A 19,209-nucleotide genomic window follows, 5' to 3' on the forward strand; every position below is an offset into this window, starting at 1 on the left:
ACAATTGGTCCTAACCGATTTGCACCTGGTTCCGTCCAGCGTGTTTCGCCTTGTATAGCGCCTGATCGGCCCTTTTCAGCACCAGATCGCTGTGTTCGCCGGCTTTGAACTCGGTTAGCCCGATGGAAAGGGTGATAGTCACCGGCTCGCCCTTGAAGTGGAAAGGACAGGCTTCGATGGCGGTTCGCAGATTTTCCAGCAGTTTCACGCCGGTCCCCACACCCGTTGCGGGCATCAGCAAAACAAATTCTTCACCGCCGAAGCGCGCAATGAAATCTGTCCCGCGAAGGCGCTTGCGCAGCACGCCGGCGATGATTTTCAGCACTTTGTCGCCCGCCAGATGGCCATAGTTGTCGTTGATGCGTTTGAAATGGTCGAGGTCAAGCATGGCCAGCGACAAGGTATTGCCCTGTTGTTGCCACAGGCTGATTTCATGGTCGAGCCGTTCGCTCCAGGCCGCCCGATTGGGCAGACCGGTCAGCGGGTCGATCAAGGCTTTCTGGCGCTGCTCCTCGAGGTGTTCGCGAAAGCCCAGAGCTTCCTGTTCCATGTGGGCAACCCGTTCGGCCAGGCTGTGCAGGCGGCCGGCCATCTCTTGCTCACGCTCGTCGCGCTGCTTGCGGTGCTGTTCCATGGTATCGAGCAGGCCTTCGAGATGGTTTTCCAGGACGTGCTTGAGATCGCCCAGGTCGGCCGCTTCGTGCATGCTGCTCTGTAAGCCGTCGACCTGTTCGCGGATCTGCGTATCCATTACCTGCGCGGCAAAACGGCTGTCGGCATGCCCGGCGCTGGCGGCTTGCAGATTGCTCTGGAACGACTCCAGGCGCTCGTTCAAGCGCTGCAAGTACGTTTCGAATTCGTGTTGGCCGCTGTCGGAAATCGCCAACATCAAGGTTGCCAGATCGTCGAGGATCGGCAGCAGTTCGTACCAGTTCAGCCCGTTTTGCAGACGCTCACGCATCGATTCGGCTTGCGGGCGGTGACGCTCGGGCAACGTCAGGTCGTCGAGCAACCCCAGCAGCGTGTCTTCGATATGCCTGGCCACCGAGCTGTAGGACGGCTCCGGGGAGTCCGGCAGCGCATAAAGCATGTCGTGCTCGCTGAGGTGCGGATCGGCGACGGCCAGGGCAGAAGGGGGTGGCGGGGTATCGGGAGGTTCCGCGATAGTCGGCTCGTGGGGGTCGCAGGTCGCTTCAGCCTCAATTGCCGGGGCGACCAGGGGTGTTGCCGGCACTTCGGGTTGTTCGATATCCCCTTGAGTACGCACCTCGGCTTCCTGCTGCGGCTCAATGATAGGCAGGGCATGGGTCTGCGGGGTGGAGGGCTCCACTGTGTTGGCTGATGCCTGGATCTTTTGCGGTTCGATGACGGCCACGGCAGCGACGGGTCGCGCCACAGGCACCTCGGCGACGGCAGAAGCGAGACTGACAGTTGTAGCTGACCGTGTCGCGGCAATCGGCGCCGAGACGGCTTTGGCAGGCTGCACGGTGGGTGCCTGCGCTGTGAGAGCGACCACGGGCGCTGCGTCATCCGCTTCACGGTGACCGAACAGCCGCTGCAACAGGCCGGGGCGACCGGGCTCTGCCGGGCTTTCAAGCTGACTCAGGGCTTTGGCTTGCAGGCTGCTCAGTTCGCTGAGCAGTAACGGAATCTCACGCACCTGACTGACGCGTGCGTCCAAGCGTTTGGCGAACTCCTTGAGGGGGCGGCTGACTTCCCGGGGCAGCGGCAATGTTTGCAGTTGCGCGACTAATGCGGTCAGTGCGGCACTGGTCTGATTGACCCGGGTTTCGCGGCGTTGTTCAGAGTCGAGCACGGCTTTCTCCAGCCGTGGCAGCAGGGCCGCCAGGCCGGCGTCCATGTCATTGGTGCGTATGACTTCGCGCATTTGCTTCATGCACTCGTCAACCGAGCGGTCGGTGCCCTCGGCCGCCAACGTGCTGCGCACCAGGCCACGACACAACAAGTCGAGCCGGGCATCCCATCGACGCTCGAGCTTTTCCTGTTGTTCGATGCTTTTGAGGTACTTTTCTTTCCAGCGCTGTGTTTCGTCGCTCATTCATGGGGTCCGCGATGGGCAGAACTCAACGCGGGCAATGCATCGGCCGTGAGCGAACCCGGCAGACGAATCTCTACCGCGACCGGCAGGTGATCGGAAATGGGTTGTGCCAGCACCTCGACCTTTTCCAGGGTCAGGGTCGGGCTGAGCAGAATATGGTCCAGGCAGCGTTGCGGGCGCCAACTGGGGAAGGTCGCTTCCAGCTGTGGTGCGAGCAGGCCGAGGTCGCGCAACGGCGAATTTTGCAGCAAGTCACTGGCATGGGTATTCATGTCGCCCATCAGCACCTGGTGTTTATAACCCCCGATCAACTCGCGAATGTAAGCCAGTTGCATGCTGCGGGCGCGGGCACCCAGTGCCAGGTGCATCATGACCACCACCAGCGCTTCCGGACCTTCGCCGAAACGGACCAGGATCGCGCCGCGACCCTTGGGGCCCGGCAACGGATGGTCTTCAATCGCCCACGGGCGCAGGCGGCTGAGCACGCCATTGCTGTGCTGGCCGAGGCGACCGAGGTTGCGATTGAGTTGTTGATACCAGTAAGGGAACGCACCGAGCTGAGCCAGGTGCTCGACCTGATTGACGTAGCCGGATCGCAGGCTGCCGCCGTCGACTTCCTGCAGGGCGACCAGATCGAAGTCGCCCAGCAGATTGCCGATTTTTTGCAGATTGTTGGCACGCCCGGTGTGCGGCAACAGATGTTGCCAGCCGCGGGTCAGGTAATGCCGGTACCGCTCGGTACTGATGCCGACCTGGATATTGAAACTGAGCAAGCGCAGGCGACTGTCAGCGGGCAGCCCCGTCGATTCCAGGTGATGTTCGTTGACCCGCGGATCATGCAGGCCAACGACGCGTTCAGTACCCCAGCGGCGCATGGCAGGCCCCGCGCTTAGTTGGCGGCAGCCTTGTTAGCCGCTCGCTCTTTGTCGATCAGTTTGTCGGCCAGTTGCAATGCCTGCTCGGCGCCGCCGGCAGAGCCTACGTCGAAGCGATACTTGCCGTTGACGATCATGGTTGGAACGCCGGTGATTTCATATTTTTTGGCCAGGTCAGTGGCTTTGACGATCTGGCCCTTGATCGCGAAGGAGTCGAAGGTGGCCAGGAACTTGTCCTTGTCTACGCCCTGGGTGGCCAGGAAGTCTGCCATTTCATTCTTGTCGACCAGCTTCTTGTGTTCTTTCTGGATGGCGTTGAATACCGCAGCGTGCACCTTGTCTTCGACGCCCATGGCTTCAAGGGTCAGGAACAGCTGGCCGTGTGCGTTCCACGGGCCACCGAACATGGCTGGAATGCGCACGAAGTTCACGTCGGAAGGCAATTTCTCAACCCAAGGGTTGATCACCGGTTCGAAAGCATAGCAATGCGGGCAGCCGTACCAGAACAGCTCCACCACTTCGATCTTGCCCGGCACGGCAACCGGAACTGGATTGCTCAGTTCAACATAGGGTGCTGCGGGTGCTTCGGCGGCTTGGGCGGTCATGCCGAACAGGCTGGCAGCGACGAATGCGGCGCTGATGATCAGATTACGCATGCTTTACTCCTGGACAAATGGGGTCGCCTCGCGCGACCTGTCTTCAGACAGGTCATGGCGGGCTTGAGTTCTGTAGTGTAACGGCAGCGGCCACAAAAAAGGGCGGCCAAGGCCACCCTTTTTATGCTCGCATCGACAGATTAATCGAGCGTTAACGTTGCAAGAGATGTGCATCCCGCGCAACGTTCGCTCGGCGGTCTCAGTGCAAGCCTTGAATGTAGCTGGAGACTGCAGCGATATCTTCGTCGCTCAGCTTTTTGGCGATGCTTTGCATCGGTTTGGTATCGCCATCGTTGGCCCGACCGCCTTCTTCCTTGCGGAAATCGGTCAGTTGCTTGGCAATATACTGAGCATGCTGCCCGCCGAGGTGGGGGAAGCCGGCCGCTGCGTTGCCCTTGCCGTCTGGCGAGTGGCAGCCGGTGCAGGATGGCAGGCCCTTGGCCAGGTCACCGCCGCGGAACAAGGCTTCACCGCGAGACACGACTTTCGGGTCGGCGGCGCCAACGCTGCCTTTCTGGCTGGCGAAGTAGGCGGAGATATCGGCCAGGTCCTGATCGCTCAGGTTGGTCAGCAGGCCGGTCATTTCCAGTACCGTGCGTTTGCCGGACTTGATGTCGTGCAACTGCTTGTTCAGATAACGTTCGCCCTGGCCCGCCAGTTTCGGAAAGTTAGGCGCCATGCTGTTGCCATCCGGGCCATGACAGGCGCCACATACTGCGGCTTTCGCCTGACCAGCAGTTGCATCACCTGCAGCATGGGCTACGCCGGAGATCCCCACGGTCAACAGCAGACTCACGATCAATTTGTTCATCAGCTAATCCAACTACGGCTAAGGGTTAAAGAGTTATGGACCGGAATCACTCGCTCATCCACTGGATGATGGCTCGATAATCCTCGGCACTGCAGTCCATGCACAAACCACGCGGCGGCATCGCCTTGAAACCCTGGGTCACGTGTTGCACCAGCGTCTCCATACCTTTCGCCAACCTCGGCGTCCAAGCTTCCTGATCGCCCTTCTTGGGCGCCATGGGTAGTTGGCCGGAATGACAGGCACCACAAACACGGTTGTACACAGCTTCCGGATCCTGTGTAGCCTGAGCGCTGTAAAGCGGCATCAAGACACCGGCAGCTAGCAGCCATTTCGTCATAAAACGACCTTTTCAGGGTTGAGAGCGTTTTGCGTTCTAATGCGCAATCAAGGTCAATCGCCCTCGTGAACTTCATCCTACGCTGGGACAAAGCGCACACAAAATCTGCGGCATTATATACTGGCGTCACTGAAACGGAAACGACACCGCTTGCCGCGTCCATTCCCGGCGCCGCCCACATCGGAAATCCCATGCAATTCAAGAACCCCATCCTCGGCCTGTGCCAACAGTCCACCTTCATGCTCAGCGCTGCCAAAGTCGATCAATGTCCCGACGACGAAGGCTTTGAAGTGGCCTTCGCCGGGCGTTCCAACGCCGGCAAGTCCAGCGCGCTGAACACCCTGACGCACGCCAGCCTGGCGCGAACCTCGAAAACCCCGGGGCGCACACAGCTGTTGAACTTCTTCAAGCTAGACGATGAACGCCGTCTGGTCGACCTTCCGGGTTACGGTTACGCAAAAGTACCGATCCCGTTGAAGCTGCACTGGCAGCGTCACCTGGAAGCCTATCTGGGTGGCCGCGAAAGTTTGAAGGGTCTGATTCTGATGATGGATATCCGTCATCCAATGACCGATTTCGACCTGCTGATGCTCGACTGGGCCGTCGCCGCCGGCATGCCGATGCACATTCTGCTGACCAAAGCGGACAAGCTGACCTACGGCGCAGCAAAAAACACGCTGCTCAAGGTTCAGGCGGACATTCGTAAAGGTTGGGGCGATGCCGTGTCGATTCAGCTGTTTTCCGCGCCGAAACGCCTCGGCCTGGAAGACGCCTACACTGTGTTGGCAGGCTGGATGGAACTGGCGGACAAGGGCGCCGAGACTGCCGAGTAAGGTTGCCAGGTTAAATCGCGGGCAAAAAAAACCCCGGACTTCTATGGGGAGGGGGAAGTTCCGGGGTTCAAGTTCCGGACCGTTAGGGCGGGGTCCAGATATCTGCCAACACTTAACACAACATAGGAGCATCGAAAGGCTTCACCAGCCATTCAGTAAATCTGAGTGGCATTTCACGGGTTTAGTTCCTGAAGCGGTAAAAAACCATTGGAAATAAGCCCGCGCATTTTCCGATCTATGGTCCCCTGAAGGAGCCGGCTTGCTGGCGAAGGCGTTTTCATTGGCGCTGCAAGACTCGAGGCCGCCTTCGCTGGCAAGCCAGCTCCTACAGAACGCAGCGATCTTAAGACCATCGCAAGCAAGCTTGCTCCTACAGACAGAATGGGGCGACCTAGTGCGCCTCATCCCAGTTATTGCCGACACCCACCTCGACCAGCAGCGGCACATCCAGTTGCGCGGCCCCGCTCATGTGCACGCGAATTTCCTCACACACCTGGTCGACCAGGTCTTCACGCACCTCAAGCACCAATTCATCGTGCACCTGCAGGATGACTTTGGCGTCGAGGCCTGACGAGGTCAGCCAGTTGTCCACGGCGACCATGGCTTTCTTGATGATGTCCGCCGCGGTGCCCTGCATCGGCGCGTTGATCGCCGTGCGCTCGGCGCCTTTGCGCAGGGCCGGGTTTTTCGCGTTGATTTCCGGCAGGTACAGACGACGACCGAAGATGGTTTCGACAAAACCCTGCTCGGCGGCCTGGGCGCGGGTGCGCTCCATGTACGCCAGCACGCCGGGATATCGGGTGAAGTAGCGGTCGATATAAGCCTGGGACTGCTTGCGATCGACGCCAATCTGCTTGGCCAGGCCAAAGGCGCTCATGCCGTAGATCAAACCGAAGTTGATGGCCTTGGCGCTACGCCGTTGGTCGGTGGTGACCGCGTCCAGCTCAACGCCGAAGACTTCTGCCGCGGTGGCCTTATGCACGTCCAGGTCGTTGCGGAAGGCGTACAGCAAGCCTTCGTCCTTGGCCAGGTGAGCCATGATCCGCAGTTCGATCTGCGAATAGTCCGCGGCCAGCAGTTTGTAGCCTTTTGGCGCGACGAACGCCTGGCGAATCCGCCGGCCTTCAGCGGTACGGATCGGAATGTTCTGCAGGTTTGGATCGATCGACGACAAGCGTCCGGTGGCGGCGACGGCTTGCTGATAAGACGTATGGATGCGGCCGGTGCGAGCATTGATCTGCTCTGGCAAACGGTCGGTGTAGGTGCTTTTGAGTTTGCTCAGCGAGCGGTACTGCATCAGCACCTTGGGCAACGGGTAATCCTGTTCGGCCAGTTCGGCCAACACCGCTTCGGCCGTCGAGGCCTGGCCCTTGGCGGTTTTGCTGAGCACCGGCAAACCGAGCTTTTCGTAAAGGATCACCCCCAGTTGTTTCGGCGAGCCGAGGTTGAACTCTTCACCTGCGATGGCGAAGGCCTCGCGCTCCAGGGCGACCAGTTTCTCGCCCAACTCGACGCTCTGGATGCCCAGCAGGTTGGCGTCCACGAGCGCGCCCTGGCGTTCGATACGGGCCAGTACCGGCATCAGCGGCATTTCAATCTCGTTCAGCACTTTGCCCAGGCTTGGGGTGGCGGCCAGCTTTTCCTGCAACGCCAGGTGCAGGCGGAAGGTGACATCGGCATCTTCGGCGGCATAGGGACCCGCCAGCTCAAGCGAAATCTGGTCAAAGGTCAGCTGCTTGACGCCTTTGCCCGCGATCTCGTGAATGTCGGTCTTGCTTTGGCCCAGATACTTGAGCGCCAGGCTGTCCATGTCGTGACGGGTGGCCGTCGAGTCGAGTACGTAAGACTCGAGCATGGTGTCGTAGGCGATACCCCGGACAATGATCCCGTTGCTCTGATCGCCACCGATGGCGCAATTGGCCAGGATGTTGGTTTCGAACTTGGCGTGCTGGCCGACTTTCAGTTTATTCGGGTTTTCCAGCAGCGGCTTCAGCGCCAGCAGCACCGTGTCGCGATCCAGTTGTTCCGGCACGCCCATGTAGGAATGGGTCAGCGGAATGTAGGCTGCTTCGTTGGCTGCGACGGAAAACGACAGGCCTACCAGTTGCGAGTGCTGGGCATCGGTGCCATTGGTCTCGGTGACGAAGGCGATCAGCGGTGCCTTGGCGAGTTTGTCCAGCCAGGCTTCGAAGCGTTTCTGGTCGAGGATGGTTTCGTATTTCGCCGCGACGGCGCCCGGCTGCTCTTCAACGACCTCGACAAGGTCCTGGCCCGAACGCTTGGCGTCGCGCTGGTTCTCGTCGAACCAGCTCTTGAATTCCAGCAGGGTGTAAAGCTCGGCGAGTTTGTCGTGGTCCGGCTTGCCCATTTGCAAGTCGTCCAGGCCGACATCCAGCGGTACGTCGATCTTGATCGTCGCCAGCCGGTAGGAAAGAAACGCCATCTCCTTGTGTTCTTCAAGCTTGGCCGGCAGGGTCTTGGCCCCGCGAATCGGCAGGGTCGGCACGATATCGAGCTGCGCGTAAAGCTCGGTCAGGCCGCCGTTCACACCGACCAGCAGCCCGGAAGCGGTCTTCGGGCCGATGCCCGGAACGCCCGGAATGTTGTCGGACGAATCGCCCATCAATGCCAGATAATCGATGATCTGCTCGGGAGCGACGCCGAATTTCTCCTTCACGCCCTCCACGTCCAGCGCGCTACCGGTCATGGTATTGACCAAGGTAATGTGCCCGTCGACCAGTTGCGCCATGTCCTTGTCGCCGGTGGAGATCACCACCGGGCGGTCGGCGGCCGCACTGCTGCGGGCCAGGGTGCCGATCACGTCGTCCGCTTCGACGTTGTCCACGCACAGCAATGGAAAGCCCAGGGCCTTGACGCTGGCGTGCAGTGGCTCGATCTGGACGCGCATGTCGTCGGGCATGCTCGGACGGTTGGCCTTGTATTCGGCGAACATTTCGTCGCGGAATGTCCCGCCCTTGGCGTCGAACACCACGGCGAACGGGCTGTCCGGGTACTGCTTGCGCAGACTCTTGAGCATGTTCAACACGCCTTTGACCGCACCGGTCGGCAGGCCTTTGGACGTGGTGAGCGGTGGCAGGGCGTGAAACGCGCGGTACAGGTAAGAAGAACCGTCCACCAGGACGAGGGGGGCTTGGCTCATGAGCAGGATCAACCTTTTCGGCGGGTCCGGCGCTAGAATAGCGGGACCGTTGACGACAAAGGGACAAGGTTATCATGCGCACACTAAATCGCTTGCTGTTGGCTGGCTTGTTTGCAACCGTTCCGTTCGCCGTCATGGCGGCGGATGATGCGCCGACTCCGGAGCCAGAAGTCACGATCCGCACGGAAGGGGACAAGCTCATTCAGGAATACCGCCAAAACGGTTTCCTGTACGCGATCAAGGTCACGCCGAAGGGCGCACCACCGTATTTTCTGGTGCGCGCGGACGGTACAGATGCAAACTTCATCCGCTCGGATCAGCCCGATATGCTGATTCCGTCGTGGAAGATCTTCGAGTGGAAATAGTTTCCTAATTTCAATCGGCGCTGGCTCAAGTGGCAGCGCCCGTACTGGCAGTTTTAACCATGTCTGTGTTTACCCCGCTGGCTCGGCCCGAGCTGGAAACCTTTCTCGCCCCATACGGGCTCGGCCGCCTGCTCGACTTTCAGGGGATTGCCGCCGGTAGCGAAAACACCAATTTCTTTATCAGCCTGGAGCAGGGCGAATTTGTCCTGACCCTGGTTGAGCGCGGTCCCGTTCAGGAAATGCCGTTCTTCATCGAACTGCTCGATGTGCTGCACGACGCCGACTTGCCGGTGCCCTACGCGCTGCGCACTACTGATGGCGTGGCCTTGCGCGAGCTGGCGGGCAAACCGGCGCTGTTGCAACCGCGCCTCGCCGGCAAGCACATCAAGCAGGCCAACGCCCAGCATTGCGCTCAGGTCGGCGAGCTGCTGGCGCATCTGCACCTGGCGACCCGGGCCAACATGATCAAGCGCAAGACCGATCGCGGCCTGGACTGGATGCAGGAGGAGGGCACGCAGCTGCTTTCTCACCTGAATGCCGGGCAGAGCGAGCTGTTGCAGCGGGCGCTCGACGAAATCACCCAGCAGAAAACCAAAATTCTGGCCCTGCCGCGCGCCAACATCCACGCCGACCTGTTTCGCGACAACGCGATGTTTGAAGGCACGCACCTGACCGGTTTGATCGACTTCTACAACGCCTGCTCGGGGCCGATGCTCTACGACGTGGCGATTGCCTTGAATGACTGGTGTTCGGACGAGGACGGGAAGATCGACGGGCCGCGGGCGCGGGCGTTGCTGGGCGCTTATGCTGCGTTGCGGCCGTTCACCGCTGCAGAAGCCGAACTGTGGCCGACCCTGTTGCGGGTGGCGTGTGTGCGGTTCTGGTTGTCGCGGTTGATCGCGGCCGAGTCGTTTGCCGGGCAGGATGTGTTGATTCACGATCCGATGGAGTTTGAGCAGCGGCTGGCGCAGCGGCAGAAGATCAATACACCGTTGCCTTTCGCGCTCTAAAAGCTAAAAGCTTCGCGAGCAAGCCCGCTCCCACAGGTGTTGTGTCGTTCACAAATTTGGCGAACGACACAACACCTGTGGGAGCGGCTTGCTCGCGAATGGGGGCGACACAGTTTTGAGTTACAACGACTCCAGGCACCCCGCCAAATCATTCCCCAGCTTCTCCAGCATCTGCTCATACCCCTGAGCGGTCGCCGGGGTGTATCCGCCCAGCGCATCCAGCTCCGCCAGTTTCACCGGCAAGCCGGCCACCAGGGTTTCCGCCAGCCGCGGACGCAGCGGTGGTTCGCTGAACACGCAGGTCTTGCCGACTTCCTGCAATCGCGTGCGCATCGCCGCGACGTGCTGGGCGCCAGGCTGCACTTCGGCAGCGACGCTGAACACGCCGGCATGCTTGAGGCCATAGGCGTCTTCGAAGTAGTCGAAGGCTTCGTGGAACACGAAGTAAGGCTTGCCTTCAATGGCGGCCAGACGTTTCTTCAAGCGCAGATCCAGTGCGTCCAGGCGTTCATCGAAGGCCTTGAGATTGCTCTGGTAGCGGGCCGCATTGGCCGGGTCGGCAACACTCAGGTCGGCGGCCATTTTCGCCGCGATCACGCGTGCGTTGACTGGCGATAACCACAGATGCGCATCCAGACTGCCGGGGCGGTGATCGTGGTCATGCTCGTCGGCTTCTTCGGCGTGGGAGTGGTTATCTTCGGCGAAACGGCGCAGTTTCAGGCCAGGCATATCTTGTACGGCGACGCTGGGCAGCGTGCGACCGTTCAGCACGCGAGGCAGGAAACCTTCCATGTCCGGACCGATCCAGTACAGCAGATCCACCGATTGCACCTTCCGTACGTCGGATGGGCGCAAGGCATAGTTATGCGGCGAGGCACCGGGGGGCAGCAGCACTTCGGGAATGGCCACGCCATCCTGCACTGCCGCGGCGATCAGCTGCAGGGGCTTGATGCTGGTAAGGACTTTGACGTCGGCTTGCGCCGAACCGATCAGCAGTAAAGTTGCGATAAATGCGACAAAGATAGAAAAAAGTCGGGACACGATGACCACTCGAAGAGGCGAGAACGGGTAACATAATAACGTCTCTCACAAAACTCGTCGCCGCTCATGCCTATAACACCGATCGCCAGCCGTCCCCACGACCACTCTCACTGCGTTCATAGCGCACTGTCTGAGGCCGATGCCCTGTGCACACGTCAGGGGCTGCGCCTGACCGCCTTGCGTCGGCGGGTGCTGGAACTGGTGTGGCAAAGCCACAAGCCATTGGGCGCCTACGACATACTCGCGGTGCTCAGCGAGCAGGATGGCCGCCGCGCCGCGCCACCGACGGTGTACCGCGCGCTGGATTTCCTGCTGGAAAACGGCCTCGTCCACCGCATTTCCTCATTGAACTCTTTCGTCGGCTGCAACCACCCGGGACATGCTCACCAAGGTCAGTTCCTGATCTGCCGCGAATGCCATGCCGCCATCGAGCTTGAACAAGCCTCCATCAGCGACGCGATCATCGGCAGCGCCAAAGAGGTCGGGTTCGTCGTCGAAGGCCAGACTGTGGAAGTGGTCGGTCTCTGTTCGGGTTGCCAGGGGGCTTGATGAGCAACGCGCTGATCCGCCTCGAACAGGTTTGCGTCACCTTCGCCGGGCAAAACGTGCTGGATAACATCGAGCTGAGCGTCGTGCCGGGGCAGATCGTGACCCTGATCGGCCCCAATGGCGCTGGCAAGACCACCTTGGTGCGCGCCGTGCTGGGCCTGCTGAAGCCGGACAGCGGCAGCGTCTGGCGCAAGCCGAAACTGCGGGTCGGCTACATGCCGCAAAAACTGCATGTCGATCCGACGCTGCCGCTGTCCGTGCTGCGCTTCTTGCGCCTGGTGCCGGGAGTGGATCGTGCCCGAGCCCTGGCCGCGCTCAAGGAGGTCGGGGCCGAGCAGGTCATCGATAGCCCGGTGCAAAGTGTTTCCGGCGGTGAAATGCAGCGCGTGCTGCTGGCCCGGGCATTGCTGCGCGAGCCGGAACTGCTGGTACTCGATGAGCCGGTACAAGGCGTGGACGTGGCCGGTCAGGCCGAGCTTTACAGCCTGATTACCCGATTGCGCGACCGTCACGGTTGCGGGGTGTTGATGGTGTCCCATGACTTGCATCTGGTGATGAGCACCACCGACCAGGTGGTCTGCCTCAATCGTCACGTCTGCTGTTCCGGGCATCCCGAGCAGGTCAGCGGCGACCCGGCGTTCGTCGAGCTGTTCGGCAAGAACGCGCAGAGCCTGGCGATTTATCACCACCATCACGATCACGCCCATGACCTGCATGGTTCGGTGGTCAGCGCGGGCCCGGCGGCCTCTACCCACGTTCACGGAGATAGCTGCAAGCATGGCTGATTTTCTGCTTTACGCCCTGCTTGCAGGTCTGGCCCTGGCCCTGGTCGCAGGCCCGCTGGGTTCGTTCGTGGTCTGGCGGCGCATGGCCTATTTTGGCGACACCCTGTCCCATGCCGCATTGCTCGGCGTGGCGCTGGGCTTTTTGCTGGATGTTAGCCCGACTGTTGCGGTCACCGTGGGCTGTCTGTTGTTGGCCGTGTTGCTGGTGACCTTGCAACAGCGCCAACCGCTGGCGTCCGACACGCTGTTGGGAATTCTCGCCCCCAGCACCCTCTCTCTGGGCCTGGTGGTACTAAGCTTCATGCATGAAGTGCGGATCGACCTGATGGCCTATCTATTCGGCGACCTGCTGGCGATCAGTCCCACCGACCTGGCCTGGATACTCGGCGGCAGTGCGGGGGTGCTGGCCTTGCTGGTGACGTTGTGGCGGCCAATGCTGGCGATCACGGTCCATGAAGAGCTGGCCAAGGTGGAAGGTTTGCCGGTCGCAGCGTTGCGCCTGGCCCTGATGCTGTTGATCGCGGTAGTGATTGCGGTGGCGATGAAGATCGTCGGTGTATTGTTGATTACTTCGCTGCTGATCATCCCGGCGGCTGCGGCACAGCGTCACGCCCGGTCACCGGAGCAGATGGCGCTGGGCGCGAGCCTGCTGGGCATGCTCGCGGTCTGCGGCGGGCTGGCACTTTCATGGTTCAAGGACACGCCGGCGGGCCCGTCGATTGTGGTGGCTGCCGCCGCACTGTTTCTGCTGAGTTTTGTCCTGCCCCGTCGAGGGGTGTAGACTTGCTCGTTTTTTGCGCAAATAGAGAGTCGCAGGAATGAAGCCGTTCGCCTCCCGTTATCTGCTCCTTGTCGCATTTTCTCTGCTGCTGGGCGCTTGCCAAAGCACGCCACCGGCGGCCACCGAGCCTGCCGATGCACGGGCAACGGCCATTGCACAGCTGGAACAAAGCCTCGCCAGCAGCGAATTGGCGACCGCGGAAGGTCAACTGGCCACCTTGCAGGCCGAGTCGCCCAACGATCAATCCCTTGAGCAATATCAGCGGCAACTGGCCGAAGCTTATCTGCGCCGTAGCCAGATCGTGCTGCAAAAAGGTGATGTGAACGCGGCCGCCACTGCCCTGAGCCGCGCCCGGGCGTTGATGCCCAAGGCTCCGGCGCTGACCGGCGGGGTCAACAACGCGATCGTCAATGCGCGCAAAGCCGAGCTGGACAGGGCTGAAGCGGCGCTTATGGCGGCCGAAGCCAAGCCGCAGGCCAAAGTCATCGACCCGACGGCCGAAAGCACCACGGTGGCGTTGAACCTGACGGATATGGCCAAGCTTCGCCGGCAACTGGACGCTATCGCCGCCGATGTGGTGAATTATCAGTGTGACGTGAGCATTCAGGCGCCGCGCACCCAGGATTATCCCTGGTTGGCGACCTTGCTGACCAAGCGGGTGAAGAAGCTGGATTCGGAGTTTGATCTGAATCTGGAAAAGCAGATTTTGCGTAACATTCCGGCGCAGATCGTTCTAAGTCCGCGTAAGCCCTAAAAAGCATCGCGGGCAAGCCCGCTCCCACAGGTTCAGTGTCGTTCACAACGTTGGTTAACGACACAAATCCTGTGGAAACGAGGCTTGCCCGCGAAGGCGCCCCCCTATTGACACAAAACCTTAAGCCGGAATCCCCTTGGCCTTAGGTTCCCGATCCCACACGCGATGCTGCCCGATCGCAGCAAAAAACGGCTTGGTCAACTTCGCGGCGTCCGTCCCCACGATCAACCCCGCATCAACCTCCAGCTTCAACAGATCCAGCAACTGTTTCGCCTCCCCGTGCAACGCGATGGCCTTCAAGTGTTTGTAAGCCTCAAGCAGGTAATGCAGCGCCACGCCATCGGTGCTCAACGCCTTGATCGACGCCGCGCCACCGGGCACGAATACCGCGTCGAACGCGATGGATGGCAGGCCTTCCATCGACGCATCCACGGGCAGCGCCTTGCCATCGGCCGTTGTCACGGGCGCCGAGGTAGGGCCGAGCAGTTTGGCGTGGGCACCTTCGGCTTTCAGCGCTTTCTTCATCGCATCGATCGCGGCACCGTCGACACCGTTGGCCGCCAGAATCGCCACTTTACGCGTCTTGATATCGCCCGGCAGCAAGTTGGCCTGGCTCAAGGCCGGCGAGCGATCCAGAGATATTTTCGGCACATCGACCGTGCCGGCTTTCGGCGCTGGCAGGCCGAGGTTCTGTGCGACGCGCCCGGCCAGTTCCAGGTCGATGTTGGCGAGGATCTCATTCACCTCGCGTGCGCGGATGTGCTCACGCTCGACCTTGCCCAGCTCAAAGCTGTAAGCGGCAATGATGTGCTCCTGCTCGTGCTTGCTCATGCTGTGAAAGAACAGCCGCGCCTGGGAGAAGTGGTCGCCGAAGGACTCGCTGCGTTGGCGAATCTTGTTCGCATCGATGCGCTCCGGATGGGTCTCGAAGCCACCATTTTGTGCGGCGGGCGGGGTTTCTTTCGGCCAGCCGCCGTCAATGGAGTTCGGCTCGTAGGAGGCACGGCCCTTGTCGATGGTGGTGCGGTGTAGCGCATCCCGCTGACCGTTGTGGAACGGCGCAACCGGACGGTTGATTGGAATCTCGTGAAAATTCGGTCCGCCGAGTCGGCTGATCTGCGTATCGGTGTAGGAAAACAGTCGCCCTTGCAGCAGCGGATCGTTGGAGAAGTCGATCCCCGGCACGATATGTCCGGGGCAGAACGCGACCTGCTCGGTCTCGGCAAAGAAGTTGTCCGGGTTGCGGTTGAGCACCATCTTGCCCAGCGGAGTAATCGGCACGGTTTCTTCGGGAATGATTTTGGTCGGGTCGAGCAAGTCGAAATCGAAGGTGTGCTCGTTTTCCTCTTCGACCACCTGGACGCCCAGCTCCCATTCCGGGTAATCGCCCATCTCGATCGACTCCCACAGATCGCGACGGTGGTAGTCGGTGTCTTTACCGGCGAGTTTCTGCGCTTCATCCCAGACCAGCGAGCAAGTCCCGGCAGAAGGGCGCCAGTGGAATTTGACGAAGCGCGATTTACCTTCGGCGTTGATCAGGCGGAAAGTGTGCACGCCGAAGCCCTGCATGCTACGCAGGCTTTTCGGGATCGCCCGGTCGGACATGGCCCAGATCACCATGTGCGCCGATTCCGGCACCAGCGATACGAAGTCCCAGAAGGTGTCGTGAGCCGAACCGCCGGTAGGAATCTCGTTGTGGGGTTCGGGTTTCACCGCGTGCACGAAATCCGGAAACTTGATCGCATCCTGAATGAAGAACACCGGCATGTTGTTGCCCACCAGGTCGAAGTTGCCTTCGTCAGTGAAGAACTTCACCGCGAAACCTCGTACGTCGCGCACGGTATCGCCCGACCCGCGAGGGCCCTGCACCGTGGAAAAGCGCACGAACACCGGGGTTTGTTTGGCCGGGTCTTGCAGGAAGCCGGCCTTGGTCAGCACGGAATGGTTTTCGTACGACTGAAAGTAGCCATGGGCACCGGTCCCGCGGGCGTGCACGATGCGTTCGGGAATACGCTCATGGTCAAAATGCGTGATCTTTTCACGCATGATGAAGTCTTCCAGCAACGATGGCCCGCGGTCGCCGACCTTCAACGTGTTCTGGTTGTCTGAAACCTTCACGCCCTGATTGGTGCGCAGGGCCTGTTCAGTGGCGTCGGAGCGAAATTTTTCCAGGCTGTCGAGCTTGGCGTTGGTGTTGCCGCGGTCCAGGGTATCGGTCCCGGCCAGTGCGCTTTTGGGGGCGGCAGGCTTTTTAGTGCTCATCAGTCGTAAACTCCTCGGTGCGATTCCTGCCGTAGCCAGGACGCTTGGGCAATATCCCCAGGCACGGCACCCGGGGGCGTTTTCGAGTTGCCTAATTAATGACTGATGACATTTTTAGCCGTTCCTTTTTTCTGACCTTTGATCGCGTTATTGCCAAATGACAGGATGAATGCGAAATAAATGCTAAGAACCTCTATACGGACAGGCTAAAATGCGCGCCCGGCTATCCGCTGATCCTTTTCTAACGCGCCCCACAAGGTTCGCTACGTGATCGAGTTTCAAAACGTCCACAAAACCTACCGCGTCGCCGGTAAGGATATCCCCGCCCTGCACCCGACCAGTCTGTCGATTGAGAACGGTCAGGTATTCGGCCTGATCGGCCACTCCGGCGCGGGAAAAAGTACCCTGCTGCGTCTGATCAATCGCCTGGAAAACGCCAGTGGCGGCAAGATCTTCGTCGATGGAGAAGAAGTCACCGCGCTGGATGCCAACAGCCTGCGCCGCTTCCGCCAGCAGGTCGGGATGATTTTCCAGCACTTCAACCTGCTGGCGTCCAAGACCGTGGCCGATAACGTCGCGCTGCCGCTGACCCTGGCCGGTGAACTGTCGCGCAGCGACATCGACCGGCGTGTGGCCGAGTTGCTGGCGCGGGTGGGCTTGTCCGACCACGCGAAGAAGTACCCGGCGCAATTGTCTGGCGGCCAGAAGCAGCGCGTCGGCATCGCCCGCGCCCTGGCAACCAAGCCTAAAATCCTGCTGTGCGATGAAGCCACCAGCGCGCTGGACCCGCAGACCACTGCGTCGGTCCTGCAATTGCTGGCCGAGATCAATCGCGAGCTGAAGCTGACCATTGTCCTGATCACCCACGAGATGGACGTGATCCGTCGGGTCTGTGACCAGGTGGCAGTGATGGACGCTGGCGTGATCGTCGAGCAAGGTTCGGTGGCCGAGGTGTTCCTGCATCCCAAGCACCCGACGACCAAACGCTTTGTGCAAGAAGACGAGCAGATCGATGAAAGCGAGCAACGCGATGACTTCGCTCACGTACCGGGTCGCATTGTGCGCCTGACCTTCCAGGGCGAAGCGACCTACGCGCCGTTGCTGGGGACCGTCGCTCGGGAAACGGGCGTGGACTACAGCATCCTGGCCGGTCGTATCGACCGCATCAAAGACGTCCCCTACGGGCAGTTGACCCTGGCCGTGACCGGCGGCGACATGGAGGCGGCGTTCGCCCAATTCACCGCAGCCGACGTCCACATGGAGGTCCTGCGCTAATGGAAGTCCTGACAAGTTTCTTCGCCAACATCGACTGGTTCGAAATCTGGCTGGCCACCGGCGATACCTTGCTGATGCTCTTCGGTTCGCTGTTGTTCACCGTGCTGCTGGGCCTGCCGCTGGGCGTATTGCTGTTCCTCTGCAGCCCGCGCCAATTGCTGGAAGCCAAGGGCGTCTATGCGATGTTGTCGCTGGTGGTGAACATCCTGCGTTCGCTGCCGTTCATCATTCTGTTGATCGTGATGATTCCGTTCACGGTGTTGATCACCGGTACTTCGCTGGGGGTCGCCGGTGCGATTCCACCCTTGGTGATAGGCGCCACGCCATTCTTCGCGCGACTGGTGGAAACCGCTTTGCGTGAAGTGGATCGCGGCATCATCGAGGCGACCCAGGCCATGGGCGCGACGACGCGACAGATCATCACCAATGCCTTGCTGCCGGAAGCTCGCCCAGGCATCTTCGCCGCGATTACCGTGACCGCCATTACCCTGGTGTCCTACACGGCGATGGCCGGCGTGGTCGGCGCCGGCGGCCTGGGTGACCTGGCGATCCGTTTCGGTTACCAGCGTTTCCAGACCGATGTGATGGTGGTCACCGTGGTGTTACTGCTGGTGCTGGTGCAAGTGCTGCAAACCGTTGGTGACAAATTGGTTGTCCACTTTTCTCGTAAATGAGCTTTTTAATGCATGAGCCGGCCATTCGCTGGCAGGCGCCGAAGACAGGCGTCTCACATGGAGTTAGCTGAATGAAAAAACTACTCGTCGCATTCGCTGCCGTTGCAGCCTTTTCCGCCCACGCTGCCGACACCCTGACCGTCGCTGCCACCCCGGTCCCGCACGCGGAAATCCTCGAATTCGTCAAGCCGGCCCTGGCCAAGGAAGGCGTGGACCTGAGGGTCAAAGTGTTCACCGACTACATCCAGCCGAACGTGCAGGTGGCCGAGAAGCGTCTGGACGCCAACTTCTTCCAGCACCAGCCGTACCTCGATGAATTCAACAAGGCCAAGACCACCAATCTGGTGGCCGTGACCGGCGTACACCTCGAGCCGCTGGGTGCTTACTCCAGCAAGTACAAGGCGCTGACCGAACTGCCAGGCGGTGCCAACGTCGTGATCCCGAACGATGCCACCAACGGCGGCCGTGCGCTGTTGCTGCTGGCGAAGGCCGGCCTGATCAAGTTGAAGGATTCGAACAACATCCTGTCGACCGTGAAGGACATCACCGAAAACACCAAGGACCTGAAATTCCGCGAACTGGAAGCCGCGACCATCCCCCGCGTGCTGACCCAGGTCGACCTGGCGCTGATCAACACCAACTATGCGCTGGAAGCCAAGCTTGATCCGGCCAAGGATGCGCTGGTCATCGAAGGCAGCGACTCGCCTTACGTGAACATCCTGGTAGCCCGTCCGGACGACAAGGACAGTGTTGCCATGCAGAAACTGGTGACCGCACTGCACAGCCCGGAAGTGAAGGCGTTCATTCTCGAGAAGTACAAAGGCGCGGTGGTGCCGGCGTTCTGATCTGAGGCTGTAACGAAAAATGGGGCGCATTCAATGCGCCCCATTTTTTTATGCCTGAAACACCAACCCTGTAGGAGCCGGCTTGCCGGCGAAGGCGATCTCACGGGCGCCTTCGCCGGCAAGCCTGGCTCCTACAG

Annotated in this window: 18 protein-coding genes; 10 read left to right on the forward strand and 8 right to left on the reverse strand. The window is 60.5% G+C overall.

Features of this window, described 5'->3' with window-relative positions:
• Positions 1-10: 10 nt before the first annotated feature.
• The 5 genes from ELQ88_RS02885 to ELQ88_RS02905 all read right to left on the reverse strand — a co-directional run bounded on the left by ELQ88_RS02885 (position 11) and on the right by ELQ88_RS02905 (position 4,738).
• The gene (locus tag ELQ88_RS02885; protein ID WP_138963531.1) at positions 11-2,059 is read right to left on the reverse strand and encodes a GGDEF domain-containing protein; all 2,049 of its coding nucleotides are present in this window, start codon (positions 2,057-2,059) and stop codon (positions 11-13) included.
• Entirely contained in the window at positions 2,056-2,934 is an 879-nt protein-coding gene (locus ELQ88_RS02890) for an endonuclease/exonuclease/phosphatase family protein (protein WP_128874647.1), read from the reverse strand. Before ELQ88_RS02890 ends, ELQ88_RS02885 begins: the two co-directional genes overlap by 4 nt.
• 14 nt (positions 2,935-2,948) lie before the next feature.
• Positions 2,949-3,590 (reverse strand): thiol:disulfide interchange protein DsbA/DsbL, encoded by a 642-nt coding sequence (locus ELQ88_RS02895; protein WP_128874648.1) that lies wholly within the window; start codon positions 3,588-3,590, stop codon positions 2,949-2,951.
• Between the two features lie 199 nt (positions 3,591-3,789).
• Positions 3,790-4,401, reverse strand: a complete 612-nt coding sequence (locus ELQ88_RS02900) for a cytochrome c4 (protein WP_128874649.1) — start codon at positions 4,399-4,401, stop codon at positions 3,790-3,792.
• Between the two features lie 46 nt (positions 4,402-4,447).
• Positions 4,448-4,738 (reverse strand): c-type cytochrome, encoded by a 291-nt coding sequence (locus tag ELQ88_RS02905; protein ID WP_128874650.1) that lies wholly within the window; start codon positions 4,736-4,738, stop codon positions 4,448-4,450.
• Positions 4,739-4,929: 191 nt separating this feature from the next.
• Here ELQ88_RS02905 and yihA point away from each other — a divergent pair, with 191 nt between their 5' ends.
• Positions 4,930-5,571, forward strand: a complete 642-nt coding sequence (gene yihA / locus ELQ88_RS02910) for a ribosome biogenesis GTP-binding protein YihA/YsxC (protein ID WP_138963533.1) — start codon at positions 4,930-4,932, stop codon at positions 5,569-5,571.
• Between the two features lie 391 nt (positions 5,572-5,962).
• Here the strand turns inward: yihA and polA are convergent, their stop codons facing one another.
• Positions 5,963-8,731 (reverse strand): DNA polymerase I, encoded by a 2,769-nt coding sequence (gene polA, locus ELQ88_RS02920; protein ID WP_128874652.1) that lies wholly within the window; start codon positions 8,729-8,731, stop codon positions 5,963-5,965.
• A 74-nt stretch (positions 8,732-8,805) separates the two neighbouring features.
• Between polA and ELQ88_RS02925 the strand changes: the two genes are divergently transcribed.
• Together ELQ88_RS02925 and ELQ88_RS02930 are read left to right on the forward strand one after the other, a co-directional pair.
• Entirely contained in the window at positions 8,806-9,096 is a 291-nt protein-coding gene (locus ELQ88_RS02925; RefSeq protein WP_138963535.1) for a DUF2782 domain-containing protein, read from the forward strand.
• 59 nt (positions 9,097-9,155) lie between these two features.
• Positions 9,156-10,106: a homoserine kinase gene (locus ELQ88_RS02930; RefSeq protein ID WP_138963537.1), complete on the forward strand. Its 951-nt coding sequence runs from the start codon at positions 9,156-9,158 to the stop codon at positions 10,104-10,106.
• A 120-nt stretch (positions 10,107-10,226) separates the two neighbouring features.
• Here ELQ88_RS02930 and znuA read toward each other — a convergent pair whose 3' ends face one another.
• Positions 10,227-11,147 carry a zinc ABC transporter substrate-binding protein ZnuA gene (gene znuA / locus ELQ88_RS02935; protein ID WP_138963539.1) on the reverse strand — a complete coding sequence of 307 codons (921 nt, stop codon included), beginning with the start codon at positions 11,145-11,147 and terminating at the stop codon, positions 10,227-10,229.
• A gap of 66 nt (positions 11,148-11,213) precedes the next feature.
• Between znuA and ELQ88_RS02940 the strand changes: the two genes are divergently transcribed.
• The 4 genes from ELQ88_RS02940 to ELQ88_RS02955 are packed head-to-tail and all read left to right on the forward strand — an operon-like array spanning position 11,214 to position 14,016.
• Positions 11,214-11,696, forward strand: a complete 483-nt coding sequence (locus tag ELQ88_RS02940) for a Fur family transcriptional regulator (protein WP_138963541.1) — start codon at positions 11,214-11,216, stop codon at positions 11,694-11,696.
• A complete protein-coding gene (gene znuC / locus ELQ88_RS02945; protein ID WP_138963543.1) occupies positions 11,696-12,481 on the forward strand; it encodes a zinc ABC transporter ATP-binding protein ZnuC in 786 nt (261 codons plus the stop codon). Before ELQ88_RS02940 ends, znuC begins: the two co-directional genes overlap by 1 nt.
• Positions 12,474-13,262 carry a zinc ABC transporter permease subunit ZnuB gene (gene znuB, locus ELQ88_RS02950; protein WP_128874658.1) on the forward strand — a complete coding sequence of 263 codons (789 nt, stop codon included), beginning with the start codon at positions 12,474-12,476 and terminating at the stop codon, positions 13,260-13,262. The genes znuC and znuB overlap by 8 nt, the downstream gene beginning before the upstream one ends.
• Positions 13,263-13,299: 37 nt before the next feature.
• Positions 13,300-14,016 (forward strand): PA5502 family lipoprotein, encoded by a 717-nt coding sequence (locus ELQ88_RS02955; protein ID WP_128874659.1) that lies wholly within the window; start codon positions 13,300-13,302, stop codon positions 14,014-14,016.
• 120 nt (positions 14,017-14,136) lie between these two features.
• Here the strand turns inward: ELQ88_RS02955 and katE are convergent, their stop codons facing one another.
• Entirely contained in the window at positions 14,137-16,302 is a 2,166-nt protein-coding gene (gene katE, locus ELQ88_RS02960) for a catalase HPII (RefSeq protein WP_224790916.1), read from the reverse strand.
• 243 nt (positions 16,303-16,545) lie between these two features.
• On the opposite strand from katE, the gene ELQ88_RS02965 reads away from it, so the two are divergent.
• From ELQ88_RS02965 to ELQ88_RS02975, 3 genes are all read left to right on the forward strand, one after another.
• A complete protein-coding gene (locus ELQ88_RS02965) occupies positions 16,546-17,553 on the forward strand; it encodes a methionine ABC transporter ATP-binding protein (RefSeq protein WP_128874661.1) in 1,008 nt (335 codons plus the stop codon).
• Entirely contained in the window at positions 17,553-18,227 is a 675-nt protein-coding gene (locus tag ELQ88_RS02970; protein WP_128874662.1) for a methionine ABC transporter permease, read from the forward strand. The genes ELQ88_RS02965 and ELQ88_RS02970 overlap by 1 nt, the downstream gene beginning before the upstream one ends.
• Before the next feature lie 71 nt (positions 18,228-18,298).
• Positions 18,299-19,072, forward strand: a complete 774-nt coding sequence (locus ELQ88_RS02975) for a MetQ/NlpA family ABC transporter substrate-binding protein (protein ID WP_128874663.1) — start codon at positions 18,299-18,301, stop codon at positions 19,070-19,072.
• Positions 19,073-19,209 lie beyond the last annotated feature (137 nt).

Source organism: Pseudomonas sp. MPC6 (assembly GCF_006094435.1).
Lineage (GTDB): Bacteria > Pseudomonadota > Gammaproteobacteria > Pseudomonadales > Pseudomonadaceae > Aquipseudomonas.